The sequence below is a fragment of the Schaalia sp. JY-X159 genome, from assembly GCF_014525425.1.
GTDB lineage: Bacteria > Actinomycetota > Actinomycetes > Actinomycetales > Actinomycetaceae > Scrofimicrobium.
This window is the reverse complement of sequence record NZ_JACEXI010000002.1, coordinates 143,731-161,631: the sequence shown is the minus strand read 5'-3', so window position 1 is coordinate 161,631 and position 17,901 is coordinate 143,731. Positions and strand designations below refer to the sequence as shown.

Genomic DNA, 17,901 nt, shown 5'->3' with positions numbered 1-17,901 from the left:
CTTGCGCTGAAGATTGTGACAGCTGGATCAGTGAGGTTGAGGTCGTCACCGTGCTACGGGAATGCCTCTGCGTGTCGCCACCTCCGGAGCTGCGGGCACGGATCATCCTTCGAATTCAGACGGAGTGTGGGCAGAGCGAGTAGTGCGGTGGCGCAAACTGGACCGCCAAATCCGCAAACCGTGAGTGAAACCTCGGCTTCAGGCTTATGTACTGCGCCCCAGATGTGCGATTATTAGCAGTGTTGTGCACCCAGAAGGGTACAGACGGAAGGATTTGGATATGAGTACGCGAGGACGGAAGCGTCGTGATCGTCGCAAGAAGGCAGCGAACCACGGTAAGCGCCCAAACAGCTGATCTTTCGATCTCTGTGAGATTGTAACGGCCCACGAAAACTCGTGGGCCGTTGGCATACCCGCTGCATTGAGTTCACCAGCGGCTACGGGTGCGCTACGCGAAGGCCTCCGTCAAGAGAGCGGCTCGTTCCTCTTGGTGGCGCCATGACAACCCCGTAGCTGGCGATGCTCCTTCATGCCGCGATATGACCCGAACTGAAGGTAGATCTCCTGCCAGGCCACTGAAGTTGGGTAGCAGCCCAAGGCGGGGGAACAAGTTCATCGCCAAGAAGAACCAGGCCCCCTGGTTCTCCGGCTCGTCCTGAACCCAGACGACCTCGGCGTTCTCATATGGAGCGAGTGCCTCAGCCAGTTCCGAGGTCGCCAGAGGATAGAACTGCTCCAACCGCACAACTGCGACATCCGTGCGATTTTGCGCGTCGCGTTCCTTGATCAGGTCATAGTAGATACGCCCGGAGCAAACCAGGACCCTGCGCACGCCGCTGGCGTTCTGGCCCACGTCCCTGCTTACCTCTCCGATTACGGGAAGGAAAGTCCCCGAAGTAAATTCATCAACCGAAGAGATCGCTGCCGACAGGCGCAGCAGCTGCTTGGGGGTGAACTCAATCAGAGGGGTTCGCGGTCGACGGTACGCCTGGTGGCGCGTCAAATGGAAGTGATTCGCCGGGGTGGAAGGCTGGCAAATCCACATGTTGTCTTCGGCAGCCAACTGCAGGTAGCGCTCAATCCTTCCGGAAGAGTGGTCAGGGCCTTGGCCTTCGTAGCCGTGTGGAAGCAACAGTGTCACAGATGAGGCCTGGCCCCATTTTTGCTCGGCTGAAGAGATGAACTCGTCAACTACTGTTTGCGCTCCGTTGGCGAAGTCGCCGAACTGTGCCTCCCAAGCCACGAACACCTCCGGACGTTCAACCGAGTAGCCGTACTCGAATGCCAGTGGCCCGTATTCGGAAAGAGGGGAGTCGTAGATGGAGAGCTTCGCCTGGTCTTCAGTGAGGAAGTCCAGGGGAGTGAACTCCCGTCCGTCACTTTGATCATGGAGCACTGCGTGGCGCTGAACAAAGGTTGCGCGTCTCGTGTCCTGACCTGTGACGCGAACAGGCGTCCCGTCCATCAGCATCGTGCCCCATGCCAACAGCTCGGCGAAGCCCCAGTCGATTGGCGCTTCACCCTTCGACATAGCGAGTCGACGTTCGCTCAGTTGACGGAGTTTCTTGTGGGGGGTGAAACCCTCGGGGAATGCGTTGTATGCCTCTCCGACTCGTTCCAGCTGCTCTGCTGTGACCGCGGTTTCCCAACCGATCATCATGCCCGCACCCGGCTTTTGAGACTCTGGAACCTCCAGACCATAGCGCTCTTGGACTCGGTCCTTGACGTCGGTGTTGGACCTTTCTGAGGGATCGGGCAGACCACCGCGCGAACGAGTCTCCTCAAGAATCTTGCCGAGCTCAGTTTCAAACTCCGCGGTTACCGTCCTCGCCTCCTCAATTGTGATGTCACCACGACCAACTAGGTTGCTGGTATAGACCTCTAGGGTTGAGGGAAGCGAGTTGATCATCTCGTACATCACAGGCTGTGTCATTGAAGGGTCGTCGCCCTCGTTGTGACCGCGACGTCGGTAACAGACGAGGTCGATGAGGACGTCCTTGTTGAACTCTTCCCTGTACTTGAACGCGAGTGTTGCCACGCGAACAACGGCTTCCGGATCGTCACCGTTGACATGGAAGATAGGGATCTGTAGGCCCTTGGCCAAGTCTGTCGGGTAGCGGGTCGACCGCCCCGAAGTCGGCCCCGTCGTGAAACCTATCTGGTTATTGACGATGACGTGCAGGGTACCACCCGTCTTGAATCCGCTGAGCTGACTCATGTTGAGGCATTCGTAGACGACGCCCTGCCCAATGAACGCAGCGTCACCATGGACGAGGACGGGCATGACTGGGAAGCCGGGCTCATTCAAACGGTCTTCCATAGCCCGGCTGATACCGAGCAGCACCCCGTCAGCAGCTTCAAGGTGCGAAGGGTTCGCAGCGAGGTAGACGCGCGTACCAACTCCGTCGCCCGCTCTGAAGAAACCCTCTGTGCCCAGATGGTACTTGACGTCGCCGGAGGACTCTGTGCCGCGTAGATGTGGACTACCTTCAAACTCCGAGAAGATCTGCGAGTAGGACTTCCCCGCGATGTTGGCCAGAACATTGAGCCTGCCCCGGTGAGCCATACCAATCGTGACTTCGTAGAGACCAGTGTTGGCTGCGTCGGTCAGTACCGCGTTGAGGAACGGTATTAGAGACTCTCCACCCTCGAGGGAGAACCGTTTCTGACCCGTGTATTTCGTCTGTAGAAACGCCTCGAAGGCCTCCGCGCGGACCAGTGTCGAAAGGATCTCACGCTGTTCCCTTGGAGAAGGCTTCTGATAGGGCGCCTCCACTTCAGACTGCACCCAAGTGCGCTGGGTGGGGTCCTGAATGTGCATGTATTCGATCCCGACTGACCGTGTGTACGTGTCACGGAGTCGGCGCAAGAGATCGCGCAGCCTCATGCTTGGTGCGTCTCCGAAGCCCCCTGTTGGGAACTCCCTATCGAGATCCCAGAAGGTCAGCCCATAGCGACGCAGCTCTAGGTCGGGATGGCGACGCACACGGTAGGCGAGGGGGTCGGTGTCGGCCGCCAGGTGGCCCCGTGAGCGATAGGCGTGGATCAGCTCCGCAATGCGGGTTTGCTTGCCTTTCTCAGCTGCCGAGTCATAGATCAGGTCCCGCTCCCAGCGGTACGGCGGATATGGGACCTGCAGTGCATCGAAAATACGGTCGTAAAATCCGTCCTCGCCCCGCAAGCGAGCAGAAAGTACCTTGAGGAGGGCCCCCGATGCGGCACCTTGGATCACTCGATGATCGTAGGTTGAGGTGGCATACATGATCTTTCCGACCCCGAGGTCGGCCAGCCGTTCCGTTGGGGCTCCAGACCATTCCGCCGGATAGTCGGTCGCACCGATACCAATAATGACGCCCTGGCCTGTCATCAAACGAGGAACGGAGAAGGTGGTCCCAATCGTTCCCGGGTTGGTTAGCGATACGGAAGCGCCCTGGAAGTCTCCAGCGGTGAGATCGCCGGTTCGCGCCCTGGCAACCAGGTCATTCATTGCTGCCACAAACTGTGGGAAAGTTAGTGTGTCCGCATTGCGCACAACCGGCACCAGTAGCGACCTTGTACCATCCTCGCGCGGAACATCAATCGCCAGTCCGAGCCCAACGTGGGCTAGGTGTTCGATGTGCGGTTTCCCGTCCTTTTCCACGTAACGAACGTTCATCGACGGCATCTCGACCAGTGCTTCGACGAGGGCGTACGCGATGAGGTGGGTGAAAGAGATCTTGCCGCCAACAGTACGGTCGAGATGGGCGTTGATGACCGCACGGTTCTCAATCATTAGCTTCGCAGGGATCTCACGAGCGGAGGTTGCTGTGGGTACCCCCAGGGATGACTCCATGTTCTTCACGATCGACCGGCCCACGCCGCGAATGAGTTCGGTTCGATCCTTCCCTGTCGCATCCACATCCCCCCAAGCGGCCGAAGCGGCATCGCTGGAGCGGGTGTAGGGAGAAGTGGCTTCGCGAACCCTGGTGGGCGGCGCTGGTGGAAGGTCGGACCGCGTAACGTTCTCTAGGTTTGGCTGCTCGCTGCGCGGCGGACCTTGCGGCGAAGGGAGACCCGGGTTGTTGTCTTCCGCGCTGAAGGACTGTTCCGCCGAGGGCGTGATAGCTTCTGCAATGATCTGAGCATCGCGGTTCGCCTCAGTTGTGGCAGCTGCGCGCAACCCCACTTCGGGATAGGCCTTAAAGTATGCTCGCCACTCATCGTTAACCGACTCTGGATTGGTTACGAACTGCTCGTACATGTTTGAGATGTACCAGTCGTTTGGGCCTAAGCCATCATCCCTGCTGCTTACCACAAAGGCTCCTTCGACTAGAGGTGGATCGCTCGACTTCCAAGTGTAGGCACGTACCGGACTTAAGTCTTGGAGCAACCACGCCAATAGTTGTTGCATGTGCCCTATTCGCACCGAGGCCGGTGCCTTATATAGTGTTATTATTATGCCCTCGGCACTCGTTGACCTCCTCTACGTCCTCCTCGGAATCCTCCTCACTCTGGGCACAGCAATTTTTGTGGCTGCAGAGTTCTCACTGGTCGCCCTGGACCCCGCGTCTGTAGAACGCAAAGTAACCGGCGGGGACAAGCGGCTCAACAGGGTGCTACGAGCCCTCAAATCTCTATCAACCCAGTTGTCTGGGGCGCAGGTCGGTATCACTCTCACAACCATCCTGCTTGGCTACACGACCCAGGTAGCGCTGGTGCGAATGTTCAGCTCTTCTCTGACTGGCCTGGGTGTCTCTATTGCGCTGGCAGCCACGTTAGGTGCGTTGGCCTCCGTGATTATCGTCAACGTGTTTTCAATGCTGTTCGGCGAACTCGTCCCGAAGAACATGGCGCTTGCGGAACCATTGCGCACCGCGCGTCTGACAGCCCCGGCCCAGTTGGTGTTTACCTGGCTGTTCGCCCCCCTCATTCGCCTGCTCAATGGAACCGCCAACGCGATACTTCGCCGGTTCGGTGTCGAACCGGTGGAGGAGCTCTCGAGTGCGCGTTCTGCCTCTGAGCTGGCCGCCCTTGTGCGACACTCCGCTGATGAGGGAACTCTTGATGAGGACACGGCAGAGCTATTTACAAGATCCGTCTCGATGGAGTCCCTCACGGCCATCGACGTCATGACTGATCGTGGCCGGGTCAAGTCGCTGCCCGAGGACGCAACGGCGGCCGACCTTGTCAACCTCGCCAGGGAAACAGGTCATTCCCGCTTCCCAGTCATGGACAAGGACGGGGAAGACTTCATTTCCATTGCGTTGTTGCGGCGCGCAATCGCTATCCCGCATGATCGACGCGGCGATGTGTCGGTGTCGTCCCGGTCGGTGTCTATTGCGGCAGACCAGGTGCCCGAATCGGTAGGAATCTTGCCACTTCTGGTTGAGTTGCGTGACGGTGTACAGATGGCTGTTGTTGTGGATGAGTACGGGTCTTCCTCGGGCATCGTCACACTGGAAGACGTTGTTGAAGAGGTGGTTGGCGAAGTCAGCGATGAGCATGATCGACGCCGTCGAGGAATTAAGGCGACGACGCGCGGCGGATACATGGTGCCAGGTACGTTGCGACCCGATGAGCTCGCGTCCCAGACGGGCATATATGTCGATGAGGACGGGCCCTATGAGACCCTGGCCGGCTTCGTGATGAATGAGCTAGGTGAGATTCCCGAGATCGGTGATGTGGTCACGGTTGGTGGTGTCAGCGTGGAGGTGGTTGCCATGCAGGGGAGGCGTGTGACACGCCTTCATGTCACGCCGGTGTTGGATCCGAACCGCACAGAAGCGGAAGAGGGGGACGTCGAATGAGTCCCGTCCTCGGACTGTCCCTGACAGTTGTCTTCCTCCTGGTCAACGCTTACTTTGTAGCAGCAGAGTTTGCGGTGACTTCCTCGCGTCGCTCCCAGCTGGAACCGTTGGCAAATGACGGGGTTCGCGGTGCCAAGCAAGCGATGTACGCCCTCGAACACGTCTCTCTCATGCTGGCGATAAGCCAGCTGGGCATCACCGTCATGTCGACATCTCTGGGTGCGATTGCAGAGCCCGCCATTGCACACCTTATCTATCGCCCGCTGTCCGCCTTTGGGTTGGGCATGGATGTTGCACACGGAATTGCTTTCGTAGTCGCGTTGCTTATCGTCCTCTTCCTCCACGTTGTTTTCGGTGAAATGGTTCCGAAGAACCTCTCGATCGCGAAGTCCACCGTAACTCTTCTAGCTCTTGCTCCATCACTGGTTGCAATTGGGCGCGTGTTGCGCCCCGTCGTGGTCCTGATGGACAACACAGCCAACTGGTTTATCCGTCATTTTGGGTTTGAGCCGAGGTCTGAGATAGCGGCGACATTCACGGTCCAAGAGGTGGCGAACATTGTTGAAGTGTCGCGGGAGGAAGGCAAGCTCAGTGATGAGTTGGGGTTGCTTGCCGGGACCTTGGAGTTTGCCGAGACAACTGTGGACGCCCTGATGATTCCGCTTGACGAGCTTGCAACCATCGCGCTGCCTGCCAATCCGGATAGCGTGGAGTCCATGGTGGCGAAGACAGGGTTTTCGCGCTTCCCCGTGACCGAGGGCCGGGGTGATGACCGGCAGATTGTCGGCTATGTGCACCTCAAAGACGTGCTCTATGCGCAGACCCCGGAAGAACGTGGTGAGCCGCTGCCTCCGTGGAGAGTCCGCTCCCTTGAGTACATCCCCTCAAACCTGGGCGCCGAGGACGCGCTGCGGCAGATGCAGACAACCTCGAGCCACGTTGTGGGCGTTGTGAGTGAGGCTGAGGGTGTGCTGGTCGGAGCCCTGTTCATGGAAGACCTGTGGGAAGAGCTGGTGGGACAAGTGCGGGATTCGCTGCAGCGTGGACCCCAGCTACAGTGAGGCAGCTGACCGCATTCTCGTTACCAAACGGTGACCTTGGTCCGGAAGGGTGTTTGGGGTGACATATCTTCCACCCAAATTTTGCACGTTAGTGATGAACACTACTGATCGAACTCTTGCCAAGCCGTAGACTCTAGATCGCGGTCTTTCGAGGCCGCCGACTTATTGTTTCAGTAGTTGGAGAGCGGATGTCTTACGGCGATCAGGTTGCGTGCCCATTGCCCAAGCGCAGTTCGGTGCATGACCGATTGGCTGAGGAATCCATGTTGAGCGCGCACTCGCGAGGTCAGCGTTCAAGTCGTACGCCTGCATCGCGGGGTCGTGTAGCGCTCCGCTGGAGTGGCGCTACCGCCACAACTGGAATGCTTGCAGCAATTCTTGCGGTTCCCGTAGCGACTGCCGCGATGCCCGCGACCACCGCCCCCGATTCTGACAAAGTGACGGGAAAGTTCGGTGTCGAACAGTCATGGGCAGACGTCAAGTCCAGCGTTCAAGATACTTCCACGGACTTGCGCCGTGATCCTGCAGCCGCTTCCCGGGCACGAATCCGCGTCCCGGTTGAGGTAAAGCCGTGTGCCGCTGAGGTGGATGTCGCAGCCAACGGTTCACGTCAAATGACCACGCAGCAGATGGTCTACATGCCGCTGCGTGAAGGCACCTTCTCTGGTACTTCGTATTACGGGTACCGAATTCATCCCATTTTTGGATACCTGAAGCTACACGAGGGCGACGATTACGCGGCTGAATCGGGGACACCGATCTATGCGGTTGCTGATGGTGTCGTCAAGACGGTTTCTTATGACTCTAGCCGTGGGAACTATGTAGAAATCGAACACCATATGGAAGACGGTTCGGTTTACGATTCCCTATATCTGCACCAGAATGACGGTGGTATCACCGTGGCGGTTGGCCAGACTGTCACAGCGGGTGAACAAATAGGTGCGGTTGGTTCCACTGGTTCTTCAACTGGAGCCCACCTTCATTTCGAGGTGCGCGATTCTTCAGGATCATCCCTACCTCCCTCACAGTGGCTAGAGTCCTATGGTGCGGTCTTCCTTGGTGAAGGCTGCTAGTGATTCCCGTTGTGGCGGCGCCGTACCCCCTGATCTTCGCTCATCGCGGAGGTGGGGAAGAGGCTGTTGAGAACAGCATTGCTGCGTTCGAGCATGCGCGTGAGATCGGCGTCAAGCATATCGAGACTGACGTCCAGTGCACCGCAGATGGTGTCGTGGTCATCTCTCACGATGAAACCCTGGACCGATGCTACGGAGCGTCAGGTAAGTTCTCGGACTACACTTTCGAGGAACTCCAAGAGTTTCACAACGAGGCCGGAGAGCCACCGCACCGGTTGCTTGATGTCTTGGCGATGTTCCCAGACCTGTATTTCAACATCGATGCGAAGTCGGATGAGGTCGTTGAGCCACTTCTAGATGTTCTTGAAGAGTCGGGGGCAGGCGGTCGTGTCATGGTGGCCTCGTTTTCAGAGAAGCGCCTTGAGAAAGTTCGCGAACTTGGTGGCGCGGAGCTGTCGACCTCACTTGGCGTGACAACAATTGTGCGGTTGCTCCTTGCTTCCGAAACTGTGTCGAATGCGGAGAGCTGGCACGTTCCTGGACCGCGCCATGGCGTAAGAGCCGCCCAGGTTCCGGAGAAGAACAAGGGTGTGCGCGTAGTCTCACCAAGGTTCATTGCCACAGCGCATACAGCTGGCTTGGCGGTTCATGTGTGGACCGTGAACGACCGGACCCAGATGGAGCGTCTGCTTGACTGGGGTGTAGACGGAATCGTCACGGACAAGCCCTCACTACTCAAAGAGGTCCTCATTGAACGTGGACAGTGGCCTCCCAGCAAAGACTGATCGGTAAGTGTCAGTCGTATCAGAATCCCTTATATCTGCCACGTGATTTTGCGTGGTTGGAAAACTGGTAAAGTAAAGCGGCGTTGGGCAACCCAATGCATGCCCCGATAGCTCAGTGGATAGAGCGTCCGCCTCCGGAGCGGAAGGTCGCAGGTTCGAATCCTGTTCGGGGCACTTAATAGACGAAGTTCGAAACTGCGACACGGTATACCGTGTCGCAGTTTTGTTTTCGTCGTCCGCGATGGTTTGAGGTTCATCCCACAGGCCCGCTTCACGCTGAACTTCCGGGTCGAGAATGACGTTGAAGGGCTTCGCTGGTGTCACGTCGAGATCGCGATGTTCTCCGATACGAATCTTGGTAAAGAACGCTTGATTCGCAAGGCGACGGTTCTGGTCTGAGCACGTTGCATAGACACGACCGATGTCGCTAGCCAGGTTCAGACAGTCATCGATGTGATTGCGTGCTTCGGCATAGTCGTTGTGATGTTCGGTGAGTTGTTCGTTGACGGAATCGAGTTCAGCTCGGAGTGTGTCCTGAAACTTCGAAAACTGCTCAAGTGACAGCGTGTCCTTCAGCCGTGCTTCGAGGAGCCGGTCTTGTTCGTCAATGATCTGAGTACGACGTTTGGTTAGGTCGGCCGCTTCAGTAGAAGCTGCCGAGGTGAGCCGGTCGAGTTCGTGGTGCAGCATGCCGCGTAGCGCATCTCGGGTTGCGGGGCTGAGTTGGACGCGTTGGTAGTAGTCGACGATCATGTCTTCGACGTCTCCGACCAGGATCGCAGCTTGGGTGCAGTCGTTCCTTTTCTGATGCCGGCCGAGGCACACGAAGTAAGGGTAGATGGTGCCGTTGCGTGCTTTTGCTTTGCTGATCATGAGGCGCGATCCGCATTCCCGGCAGTGCACGGTGCCCTTGAGGTAGTGGTCGTGTTTCTGGGTGCGGTCTCCGGAGGAGTTGTGCGCTTTGAGAATGGACTGCACTTGGTACCAGACTTCGGGAGCGACGAGGGGTTCGTGTGCTCCGTCGTAGCGCACACCCCGGTAGACGACATCACCCTTGTAGTACGGGTTCTGCAGCATGCGGTGCACGGAAGACAATGCGATCGACCGAGATGGACGTCTCGGAGTCGGCGCAGTCGTGAGACCTCGCTTCACCAGTTCGGTGCGGAGGTCAGCCAGAGAGAAATTTCCCGATGCGTAGGCTTCGAACGCCCACTTCACGAGTGGTGCCCGTTCAGTGTCGAGTGCAATGGAGCGGAGCTCCCGGCCGAGTTCGTCACGTTCCAGGGTGTTGAGGTAGCCGACCGGCGCTTTGGACGGGGTGCCACCTCCCATGGCTTTCTGAGTCATGCCTTTGACGACCTCGGTGGCGAGGTTGCGGGAGTAGAACTCCGCGATAGTTGACATGATTCCGTGCAGTAGCATCCCGGAGGGGGTCTCGTCGATGTTCTCCGTCGCGGAGACAAGCATGACGCCCGCTTCTTGGAGGGCGAAGTGGATCGCGACATCGTCGGCGCGGTTTCGGGCGAGCCGGTCGACTTTGTGGACGATGCAGTAGGCGACTTTGTGTTCTTTGACGTAGCGGATCATGCGCTGCAGAGCAGGACGGTCTGCCTTCTTTGCAGACTCGCCCGCATCCACGAACTCCTCAATGACGACCGCGCCCAGCTGTGCAGCCTTGTGTTGGTTCGCTTCACGTTGCGCGGGGATGTAGAACCCTTCTTCCTTCCCTCCTTTTTCTGCTCGCTCCTTTGTGGATACCCGAAGATAGGACACGGCGAGTGCTTCGCCGGTCACCACGGTGATTCGGCCTAGGGGTGGGGCTTCGAGGAGAGTCATGGCTGCACCGCTTTCACTCGACGGGGCAAACACGAAGCGGCAGGTGCCCTGCCGGGTCTAGGTGCGCGTCGAGTGTGTTTGGTGCCAACCGTCAAGGGTTAGCGTCTGCATTCCCGGTCCTGATTGTCAGGCTGAGTCCGCGTGTGGTGGGTGCGCGCCCGACCCGTGTATGGGAGGGCGTTCTGCGTGTCCCATGGTACCTTGCAGCACCGCTGGGTTAGGGGTGTGATCGGGATTTCAGAGTAGACGGGTTCGCTTTACGATCGCGCAGTTCGCGAGCATCGGCGACCCGCTCGAGAGCGAGCCGGATGAACAATTCGGTGAGCACCCCGAGGTCAGGGTCGGGGCGATGATCCGCTTCGACGAAGAAGCGCCGATCGCCGTAGGGCACGTATCCAGAGGTGCGTCGGTATCGCGTCGTCCGGCCCGCCATCAGTGGCGCTCCTGCTCGGCGTCTATGACTTGTCGGATGACCGCGTCTTGCTCTGCGGTACGGGCCGCGACTTGCTCGGCGACGAAGTCGACAAAGTCTTTGGTGCGTTCCGTGACCGGCCGTTCGCTGGCGTCGGGTTCGACCCAGTTCTCGGACTCACCGCCGGGCCACGGAGTGACCCGGGTGGGTCGGTCTCGGTCGAGGCGGGTTCCGGAGGTTGTCACCCAGTCGCGGAGGCGCTCACGCGAGACGGCGAAGTCATGATGCCAAGCGAGAGCCTGGTTGGGTTTGGCCTGCGGGTCGTAGCAGCCGAGCCAGTGCTGTCGGAGTGCGGAAAGTTCCCACAGGAGTTCCGGGTGGCGATGCCACATCGGTGGGATGACCTGTGTGGGCAGCCCGTACTCGTGGCGAGCCAGTTGACCCACGAGTTCAGCTCCAGCAGCTCGTGTTCGAGATCATCCGGGGGCAGGGTGCGCCAGTTGATCGGTCTGGGGATCTGCCCGAGTTGCGCGGCGAGGTCTTGGGTGTATGCCTGTTGCGCGAACCGCTTCGCCTTCGCCGCCACCTGCTCAGGCAACCCCGACAAATCAAGGCCATCACCATCGGTATCAACCGACGGTGGCTGGTCTGCATCGGGAACGTCAGGGGCGGGGTTTTGGGTGTTGTTCACGATGGTTTCCAGGATTACCGAGCGAGTGTCGCACGCGACGTGGCTGCCACTGTCGTGGCATCTGGTTCGGGGTCCAGCGCTTCTTGCCGGGCTGCAAGAGCATCGACGACCTGGTCGCGGCTCACGCTCTCACGCTCGACGGGTCCGCGTTCTGGTGCACGATGTACCTCGTAGCGGGTGGTGTTGTTGTCGTGGCCAATTCGAGAAGCGACAAACTGTTCGCGCTCCACCTCGACACCGTCGACCGTTTGCGGGTACGTCTGGACGTCGCCTTCGGCAATGAAGTTGTCGCCCTTCTGGAACTGCGCGTGCGCGAGCTCGGCAGACTTACGGAACATCACCAGGTCGGCGAACGTCGGATCCAGCTTCGTGAAGCTGCCATCCTCCTCGCGCCGCGCGTGCGGTTGCCCAATGCGGGCATAAAAGCGGGCCTCCCCATTTCCGGTGAACGTCAGCTGCGGGTCGGACGCGATAAATCCTGACAGGGAATCTTTCGTCTGAATGGCCATGGCCGGATACCTCCAGAGGTGTCGTGCTCGTGTTCACCCCGGCACTCTTGTCGGGGTCACCAGAGAGGTACGAACCCCACTCGGGTTAACTGGCACCGCCTTGGAGTGCCTGCTCAATCTCGGCCCGGTCCGTGTGCAAAATCTTCGCGTCGCCACGTTTTGGCCAGGGCCGTAGATTCGTGATGATGGGGCGTGCGGTGCGGAGCATCACCACCCCAGTCCCGAATGGCAGCGTGCGCAGCACATCAGGTGGCAGGATCGGCACCCGGCGGATCGATCGCTGACTGGAGTGCGCCCCGTATGCATCGGTCGTGACGGAGTCGGTAGTTTCATCACGGTCACCAATCAGGGTGGCGAGGTCCTGCAAGTCGCGGCTGTTGGACGCTCCGCGGAGGATGATCTTCACGATGGAGGCGTCCCAGATGGCGTTCGCTTGGTTCTCGCCCCACTTTTCCCGTGCTTGCGCGAGCGATTGCAACACCGGCAGCGGAGTGATCCCTGTGCCACCTCCTTCCGCCATCAACGTTGGCAGACTGGGCAACGGTGCCAGGTTGCCGATCTCGTCGAGCGCGAGCAGGAGTGGTGGGTCCATGCGGGCTCCGGGTGAGCGTGCGGCGATCTTCCTCGCCGTTTCGACGAGGTCTTCGATGAACGCCGCCACCAGTGCCGATGACGCTCCAGCGCCTGCCCCGGTCGTCAGCAGGTACAAGGTTCCGTTGCCCAGCAGAAACGCTTCCGGGTCGAACTCTTCGCCCGGTGCCGGGTTCACCGCATCGAGCACGCGGGGGTCGGCCAGGGCAGAGAACGCGAGCGAGACGCCTTGCCAGATCGAGTCCCTGGTACGAGGGTCGGCCTGCACCATCGCATCCAATGAGTCCGCCCATCCTTCCGCCGCCCCTGAATGGGAGGAAAGGATTCGGACGGCATCAGCGGCGAGGGTCGGGTTCAAAGCCCATTGGTAGAGCGTTTTCGCGTCTCGCCCATCCAGTGCCGCCGCGTGCAGGAGTCCCTGGATTGCGGCAGTGGTTTTCCTTTCCCAGAATCCGGCGTCTTGGACGCCACCGAATCCGGTGGCCGTAGCGAGGCCTTTCGCACGGATCATCGCCGTCAACGGATCCTGACACCCCCGCACCGGCGACCAGCGCATCCCCGCGGGCAGTCCCGGGGCGAGTTGTTGCGGGTCGAACACGGCGACCTTTCCCTTCCGCGCCCGCGCTTTCAACGTTGCGGTGAGGTTGTCAGGGCGGGTGGAGGTCGTGATGACGGCACCGGGTGCGTCGAGAATCGCGTTGATGACCACATGCAAGCCTTTTCCGGAACGCGGTGGCCCGATCAGCAGAATGCTGTCTTCGACCGTGGCCCATACTTGCCCGCCTTTGCCGGTACCGAGGAGATATCCGACATCAGCAGGGGCCGCCTTCCCGGTCAATGACGGCCGCAGAGTCGCGGCCTTCTTCACCAGGGCCTTTGCTGAGGCAACTCGGGCGACCTCGGCTGCCGTTGCGGTGCCGGCCAACCGGTGCGGGTCAGTTTTTGAGTGGGCCTGGTGGATTGCACGCCACACGAAGAAGCCCGCCGTTCCGAGGATCCCGAAGAACACGGTGACGATGACCCAGTAGAGGATCGGGTTGAGGCCGTCAGCGCCGAGTGCCTTCCCTGGATCAGTGGGGGTGGCAAGAACGCTGACGCCGGAGGTAAACCCTTCGGTGGGTTCCGGCAGGCCGCTGAGGAACGCTGCCACGCTGCCTGCGACTCGTAGGAGTCCGGTGAAGCCGGCAGCGGCAATGAGGGTGCCGAGGGCAAGGTTGATGAAGAGATCGTTGGCGGGTTTCGCCTGCACAGGGCCAGACATGATGGGCCACCTTCCTGACCCCGCAACGGTGTGTGCGGGGTCAGGAGAACAGGTGCGGGATGCAGCGCCGGGTCAGTCGATGCGTTGCACGGATGTGGTGCCAGAGATCCGGCCTAACAGAATTACCTCGCCTGTCACGACTGGTTTCTCGCCACGGTCTAGAAGCGCCCGTGCGGTACCTGTTGATCCTGCCGACGAGTGCCGGAGAACCAGGGCGAGGGCGACATCCTCACCGGGCACGAATCCATCTGCTGCGAACTCCAACAGGCTCGGTAGAGCGACCGCGGTGGGCGTATCGTGTGGCGGGGCAAATGGGGACCGAGGCTGCGGTGCAGGCGCGGTGAGGATATCGGCGTGGACGCTGCCATCGAGCTCCCGCACCTCCACCCGCGTCGGTGACCCGAGCCGAGCGACGAGCTCGGTGAGAGTCTGCGTGATCTCGCTGCGCCGGATCGGGGTGGCTGAGAGCTTATCTCCGTTGACCGTGGCGATGAGTGTGTCGGAGTTGATGGCCTCGAGAAGGATCTGCGGAAGCACCGGCGGCACCACGACCGTTTCTGCATGCTGGTCAGACGGTGAGGCAGGCGGTTTCGGTGGGGTTCGGCGGGTACGACGCAGACTCAAACGATCACGTCCGCACGAACGAGAACGATGGAAGACATTGGAGGGTGATTTCTTGGGGTCATGTCAGCAAGGTGCGCTGCCCACCATGCCGCTCCATTCCCGCCGTGGTGATGGGGTCAGCAGCGAGAGCCTGTTCCCGTTCCGCAAGATCGTGAGTTGTCTTCTCCCATTCCACTGTGAGATCTAAGAGTCGTTGGTAGTCATCGGAGCGACTTCTCCGTGTGCGAGAGACACCCAGGGATAGTCACCATCTGGCTGCCGGACGCGTGATTGCGAGTCCCACGTCCAAGAAGTTGCCAATCGCTCATCGATCAATCGGTACCCGTGTATAGCTCCTCGATCGCGAACCGAGTCATCGCACCCGATTCCGGATACAGCACGAAATCGCCTCCCCCGAAGAGAGATGGTCCTCCCACCCGAAAACAACGTTCTCTGGGTGCCGCTACGCGATCGACTACATTTTGCCGTGTGGGCTAGCCGTCAGACGCGGAATTAGCACGGGGGTGTGTTTTTTGTATGCCTCGTAATCTTCCTGGCCACCCCAACGCTTGTCAGCGCTTGCCTCGAGCATAGGAATTCCGCTGACTCGAGTAAGTAACAAGGTGACAAAAACCGGCGATAGTAGAGCAATCCACTGCCAACCGTGAAGCACCGGAGCTGCCACCAAGAACACTCCTACCCAGAGGACAATCTCACCAAAATAGTTCGGGTGGCGAGAGCGTGACCAGAGACCGGTGCGAATGAAGGTACCCGCATTTTTGGGGTCGGCCTTGAAAGCAGACTTCTGTAGGTCAGCGGTCAGTTCGAACGTCATTCCAATCACCCACAGCACGATTCCTGCGATTGAGATCCAACCGAGCGGCTCTCGCAACGCGGCATCGCTGCTCATCGCAATCCATGCAGCTGATGCGGTCAGACTCACCCAAAGGCCTTGCAGGATCCAGACCCGCAGGAAGACCAGCGGACTGCCTTTGATGTCATCAAATCGGTTGTCGGCACCGGCCTTACGGATTCGCAAGAACAGGAACGGGCCCAGGCGTGCCGCCCACAGAATTACCATCGCTGCAAGTACCCAGCTGCGAGTGTCTGGTGAAGGGGAGAAAATAAGCAGCACAATAGAAATGAGTGTGAATGTGCTGGCCCCTGTGAGGTCAAAGAATCTCTCGGTTTTCAAAATCATCGCTGGTAGGTACACGATGATCTGAATAGTGAAGGCGGCAACAACGGCGAGGGTAAAGAGCGGAATTCCGTCGATTTCTGCGCTACCTTGTGCACCCGTAAGGGCGACGAGCGCACCTATCGCGAGCACGACGATGATCGTGATGAGGGCGGATCGATTTGTGCGTGACATAGTGGGTCCTTTCTGTCTATCGGTCGCGGTGGTCATCGGTAGAGGTTGCCCACGACGTGAGCGCCCCGTTCGAGAACGATGCGGCGTTTGATCTTCATCGTCGGCGTGATGAGTGTGCTGTCGCCCGGGTTGGCAGCAACAGGTGCGAAGCGCCGCACTTGTTCGCTCCGTGCCACAAGTGCGTTGGCAGTGTCGACGGCGCACTGTAGTTCTTCCCGCAAACGGGAGTCTGTAATTTCGCTAAAGCTCGTGGTGTCCAAGATTTGGCTTTCGACACCTGCGGTCCTCGCCCACGCAATGAGCGCTTCCGGGTCGAGCAGCAGAATCGCTGAGAGATACGGCTTTCCTTCACCGATCATTACTGCGTGAGAGATGAGCGGATGTGCTGCGACAGCATTCTCCCAAGCCGTCGGAACCACAGTCTTTCCAGTCGCGGTAACGATCACATCTTTGAGACGGCCGTTCAAGGTGAGCCGCCCATCAGCATCAAGCGCTCCGAGATCCCCCGTACGAAAGTAGCCATCGACGAAGGCGTCAATGTTGTGTTCAGGGTCGCGGTACCCTTCGAAGACGCCGATTCCCCGCGCAAGCACTTCTCCGTCGTCACTGATCCGCACGGAGAGCCCGGGGAGCGGTACGCCAACAGTTCCTGAACGAATAGAGCCGGGCAAGTTGCCCGTTAGCGGTGCCGTCGTCTCAGTGAGCCCGTAGCCTTCGATGACTGGGACTCCGATGCCGCGGAAGAACAATGACAGATCTGCGTCGAGTGTGGCCCCGCCGGAGAGAATGTAATCGACCCGGCCACCAAGCACTGCACGCAATTTACGAAAGAACAGTCGATCAAAAACTGCATGGCGGATACGGAGCCCAAGTGATGGCAACTCAGCACTTCCAGAGTCAGTCTCTTCGCGCTGTTTTCCCCACTCGATCGCAGTCAAGCATGCAGCCCGCCAGAGAGCAGAAAAACCTATATCCGCCGCTTTCTGCGCTGCGGCTTCCTGCACTTTTTGGAGAACTCGTGGCACGACGACCAGGAAGGTCGGTGTGAGGACCTTGAGCGTTGCAACCACCTTCGCCGGGTCTGCAAGGTGGGCGATGCGCATACCGCTCGCGATGCAGATGAGCTGCAACCCACGGGCAAGTACGTGCGCGAGCGGCAGGAAGATAATCGTGTTTCCACCGGGGTGGACCACGTCGCCGTACGCTGCAGCGATGTTCAGTGCCTGGCCGATGAAGTTTCGATGGGTCAGAACCGCGCCTTTGGGGTCTCCGGTTGTGCCGGAGGTATAGACGATGGTTGCAGGTGAGTTGGGGCCGGCTGCCAAGCGACGCTGTTCGAGTTCGCCATCAGACACCTCAGTTGCACGTGCCGCAAGGTCCTTGATCGTTGGGTCGTTCAGGCCCGTAGTGCCACCGCTCATTGCCCAGACGCCGAGCGCATCCACACCGGTTTCGCGAATCGCCTGGCGGAGAACGTCTATCTGGTCATGGCTCCCTGCCACAGCGATTTGCACGTCTGCGTCGCGAATTATTGCGGCAACTTGGGCGGGTGAAGCCGTGTCGTAAATTGGCACCACGACGGCTCCGGCGAACCAGGCAGCCAAATCGACCACTGCCCACTCGTAGCGCGTTTCCGACATGATGGCTACGGCATCACCTACGTTCACGCCCGCAGCAATGAAGCCCTTTGCTAACTGCGAAACTTCGAAGTGAAATTCCTGTGTTGAAATGGGCTGCCATGGCGCAGAAAGATCTCCGGACTTTGTTGGGATTTCAAACGCAACATGCTGCGGGGCATCTTCGGCACGCCGCTTCAGCAGTTCAGTGACATTGCGGTACCCGTCGATATCAACCAGTAGCGGCGTCGAGTGTTGCTGGTGCATATGCGCTCCCGTCGGAATGAAAATTCTCAGCCGAGCAC

The 17,901-nt window shown here is 59.3% G+C and carries 13 protein-coding genes, 1 tRNA gene and 1 pseudogene; 7 read left to right on the top strand and 8 right to left on the bottom strand.

From position 1 onward, the window contains the following. Positions 1–280 precede the first annotated feature (280 nt). Positions 281–355, top strand: coding sequence for a 50S ribosomal protein bL37 (locus IDL90_RS11830; RefSeq protein ID WP_398397221.1), 75 nt, complete (start codon positions 281–283; stop codon positions 353–355). Positions 356–448: 93 nt separating this feature from the next. On the opposite strand, the gene IDL90_RS03765 is transcribed toward IDL90_RS11830, so the two are convergent. After that, positions 449–4,294 (bottom strand): multifunctional oxoglutarate decarboxylase/oxoglutarate dehydrogenase thiamine pyrophosphate-binding subunit/dihydrolipoyllysine-residue succinyltransferase subunit, encoded by a 3,846-nt coding sequence (locus tag IDL90_RS03765; RefSeq protein ID WP_316930276.1) that lies wholly within the window; start codon positions 4,292–4,294, stop codon positions 449–451. Positions 4,295–4,436: 142 nt separating this feature from the next. Here IDL90_RS03765 and IDL90_RS03760 point away from each other — a divergent pair, with 142 nt between their 5' ends. The 6 genes from IDL90_RS03760 to IDL90_RS03735 all read left to right on the top strand — a co-directional run bounded on the left by IDL90_RS03760 (position 4,437) and on the right by IDL90_RS03735 (position 9,104). Then, positions 4,437–5,786: a hemolysin family protein gene (locus IDL90_RS03760; RefSeq protein ID WP_187994404.1), complete on the top strand. Its 1,350-nt coding sequence runs from the start codon at positions 4,437–4,439 to the stop codon at positions 5,784–5,786. Then, on the top strand, positions 5,783–6,847 hold the full coding sequence (locus tag IDL90_RS03755; RefSeq protein WP_182141845.1) for a hemolysin family protein: 1,065 nt from the start codon (positions 5,783–5,785) through the stop codon (positions 6,845–6,847). Before IDL90_RS03760 ends, IDL90_RS03755 begins: the two co-directional genes overlap by 4 nt. A 362-nt stretch (positions 6,848–7,209) precedes the next feature. Then, the gene (locus tag IDL90_RS03750; protein WP_187994403.1) at positions 7,210–7,920 is read left to right on the top strand and encodes a M23 family metallopeptidase; all 711 of its coding nucleotides are present in this window, start codon (positions 7,210–7,212) and stop codon (positions 7,918–7,920) included. Beyond that, positions 7,920–8,705, top strand: coding sequence for a glycerophosphodiester phosphodiesterase (locus tag IDL90_RS03745; RefSeq protein WP_182141847.1), 786 nt, complete (start codon positions 7,920–7,922; stop codon positions 8,703–8,705). Before IDL90_RS03750 ends, IDL90_RS03745 begins: the two co-directional genes overlap by 1 nt. 101 nt (positions 8,706–8,806) lie before the next feature. Next, a tRNA-Arg gene (locus IDL90_RS03740) sits at positions 8,807–8,879 on the top strand. A gap of 72 nt (positions 8,880–8,951) precedes the next feature. Continuing rightward, positions 8,952–9,104: a hypothetical protein gene (locus IDL90_RS03735; RefSeq protein ID WP_187994402.1), complete on the top strand. Its 153-nt coding sequence runs from the start codon at positions 8,952–8,954 to the stop codon at positions 9,102–9,104. A 348-nt stretch (positions 9,105–9,452) separates the two neighbouring features. Here the strand turns inward: IDL90_RS03735 and IDL90_RS11825 are convergent. The 7 genes and pseudogenes from IDL90_RS11825 to IDL90_RS03695 form a co-directional block, all read right to left on the bottom strand. Further along, positions 9,453–10,541: pseudogene (locus IDL90_RS11825) on the bottom strand (recombinase family protein); the annotation flags it as partial. A gap of 432 nt (positions 10,542–10,973) precedes the next feature. Beyond that, positions 10,974–11,399 (bottom strand): hypothetical protein, encoded by a 426-nt coding sequence (locus IDL90_RS03720; RefSeq protein WP_187994401.1) that lies wholly within the window; start codon positions 11,397–11,399, stop codon positions 10,974–10,976. A 259-nt stretch (positions 11,400–11,658) separates the two neighbouring features. Then, on the bottom strand, positions 11,659–12,153 hold the full coding sequence (locus tag IDL90_RS03715) for a single-stranded DNA-binding protein (RefSeq protein WP_187994400.1): 495 nt from the start codon (positions 12,151–12,153) through the stop codon (positions 11,659–11,661). 85 nt (positions 12,154–12,238) lie between these two features. Further along, complete coding sequence (locus tag IDL90_RS03710) at positions 12,239–14,005, bottom strand: TraM recognition domain-containing protein (protein ID WP_187994399.1); 1,767 nt, start codon at positions 14,003–14,005, stop codon at positions 12,239–12,241. A 72-nt stretch (positions 14,006–14,077) separates the two neighbouring features. Next, positions 14,078–14,554 carry a hypothetical protein gene (locus tag IDL90_RS03705; protein ID WP_187994398.1) on the bottom strand — a complete coding sequence of 159 codons (477 nt, stop codon included), beginning with the start codon at positions 14,552–14,554 and terminating at the stop codon, positions 14,078–14,080. A 529-nt stretch (positions 14,555–15,083) separates the two neighbouring features. Continuing rightward, complete coding sequence (locus IDL90_RS03700; protein ID WP_187994397.1) at positions 15,084–15,980, bottom strand: DUF1295 domain-containing protein; 897 nt, start codon at positions 15,978–15,980, stop codon at positions 15,084–15,086. Positions 15,981–16,012: 32 nt separating this feature from the next. After that, a complete protein-coding gene (locus IDL90_RS03695; RefSeq protein ID WP_187994396.1) occupies positions 16,013–17,863 on the bottom strand; it encodes a long-chain fatty acid--CoA ligase in 1,851 nt (616 codons plus the stop codon). Between the last annotated feature and the right edge of the window lie 38 nt (positions 17,864–17,901).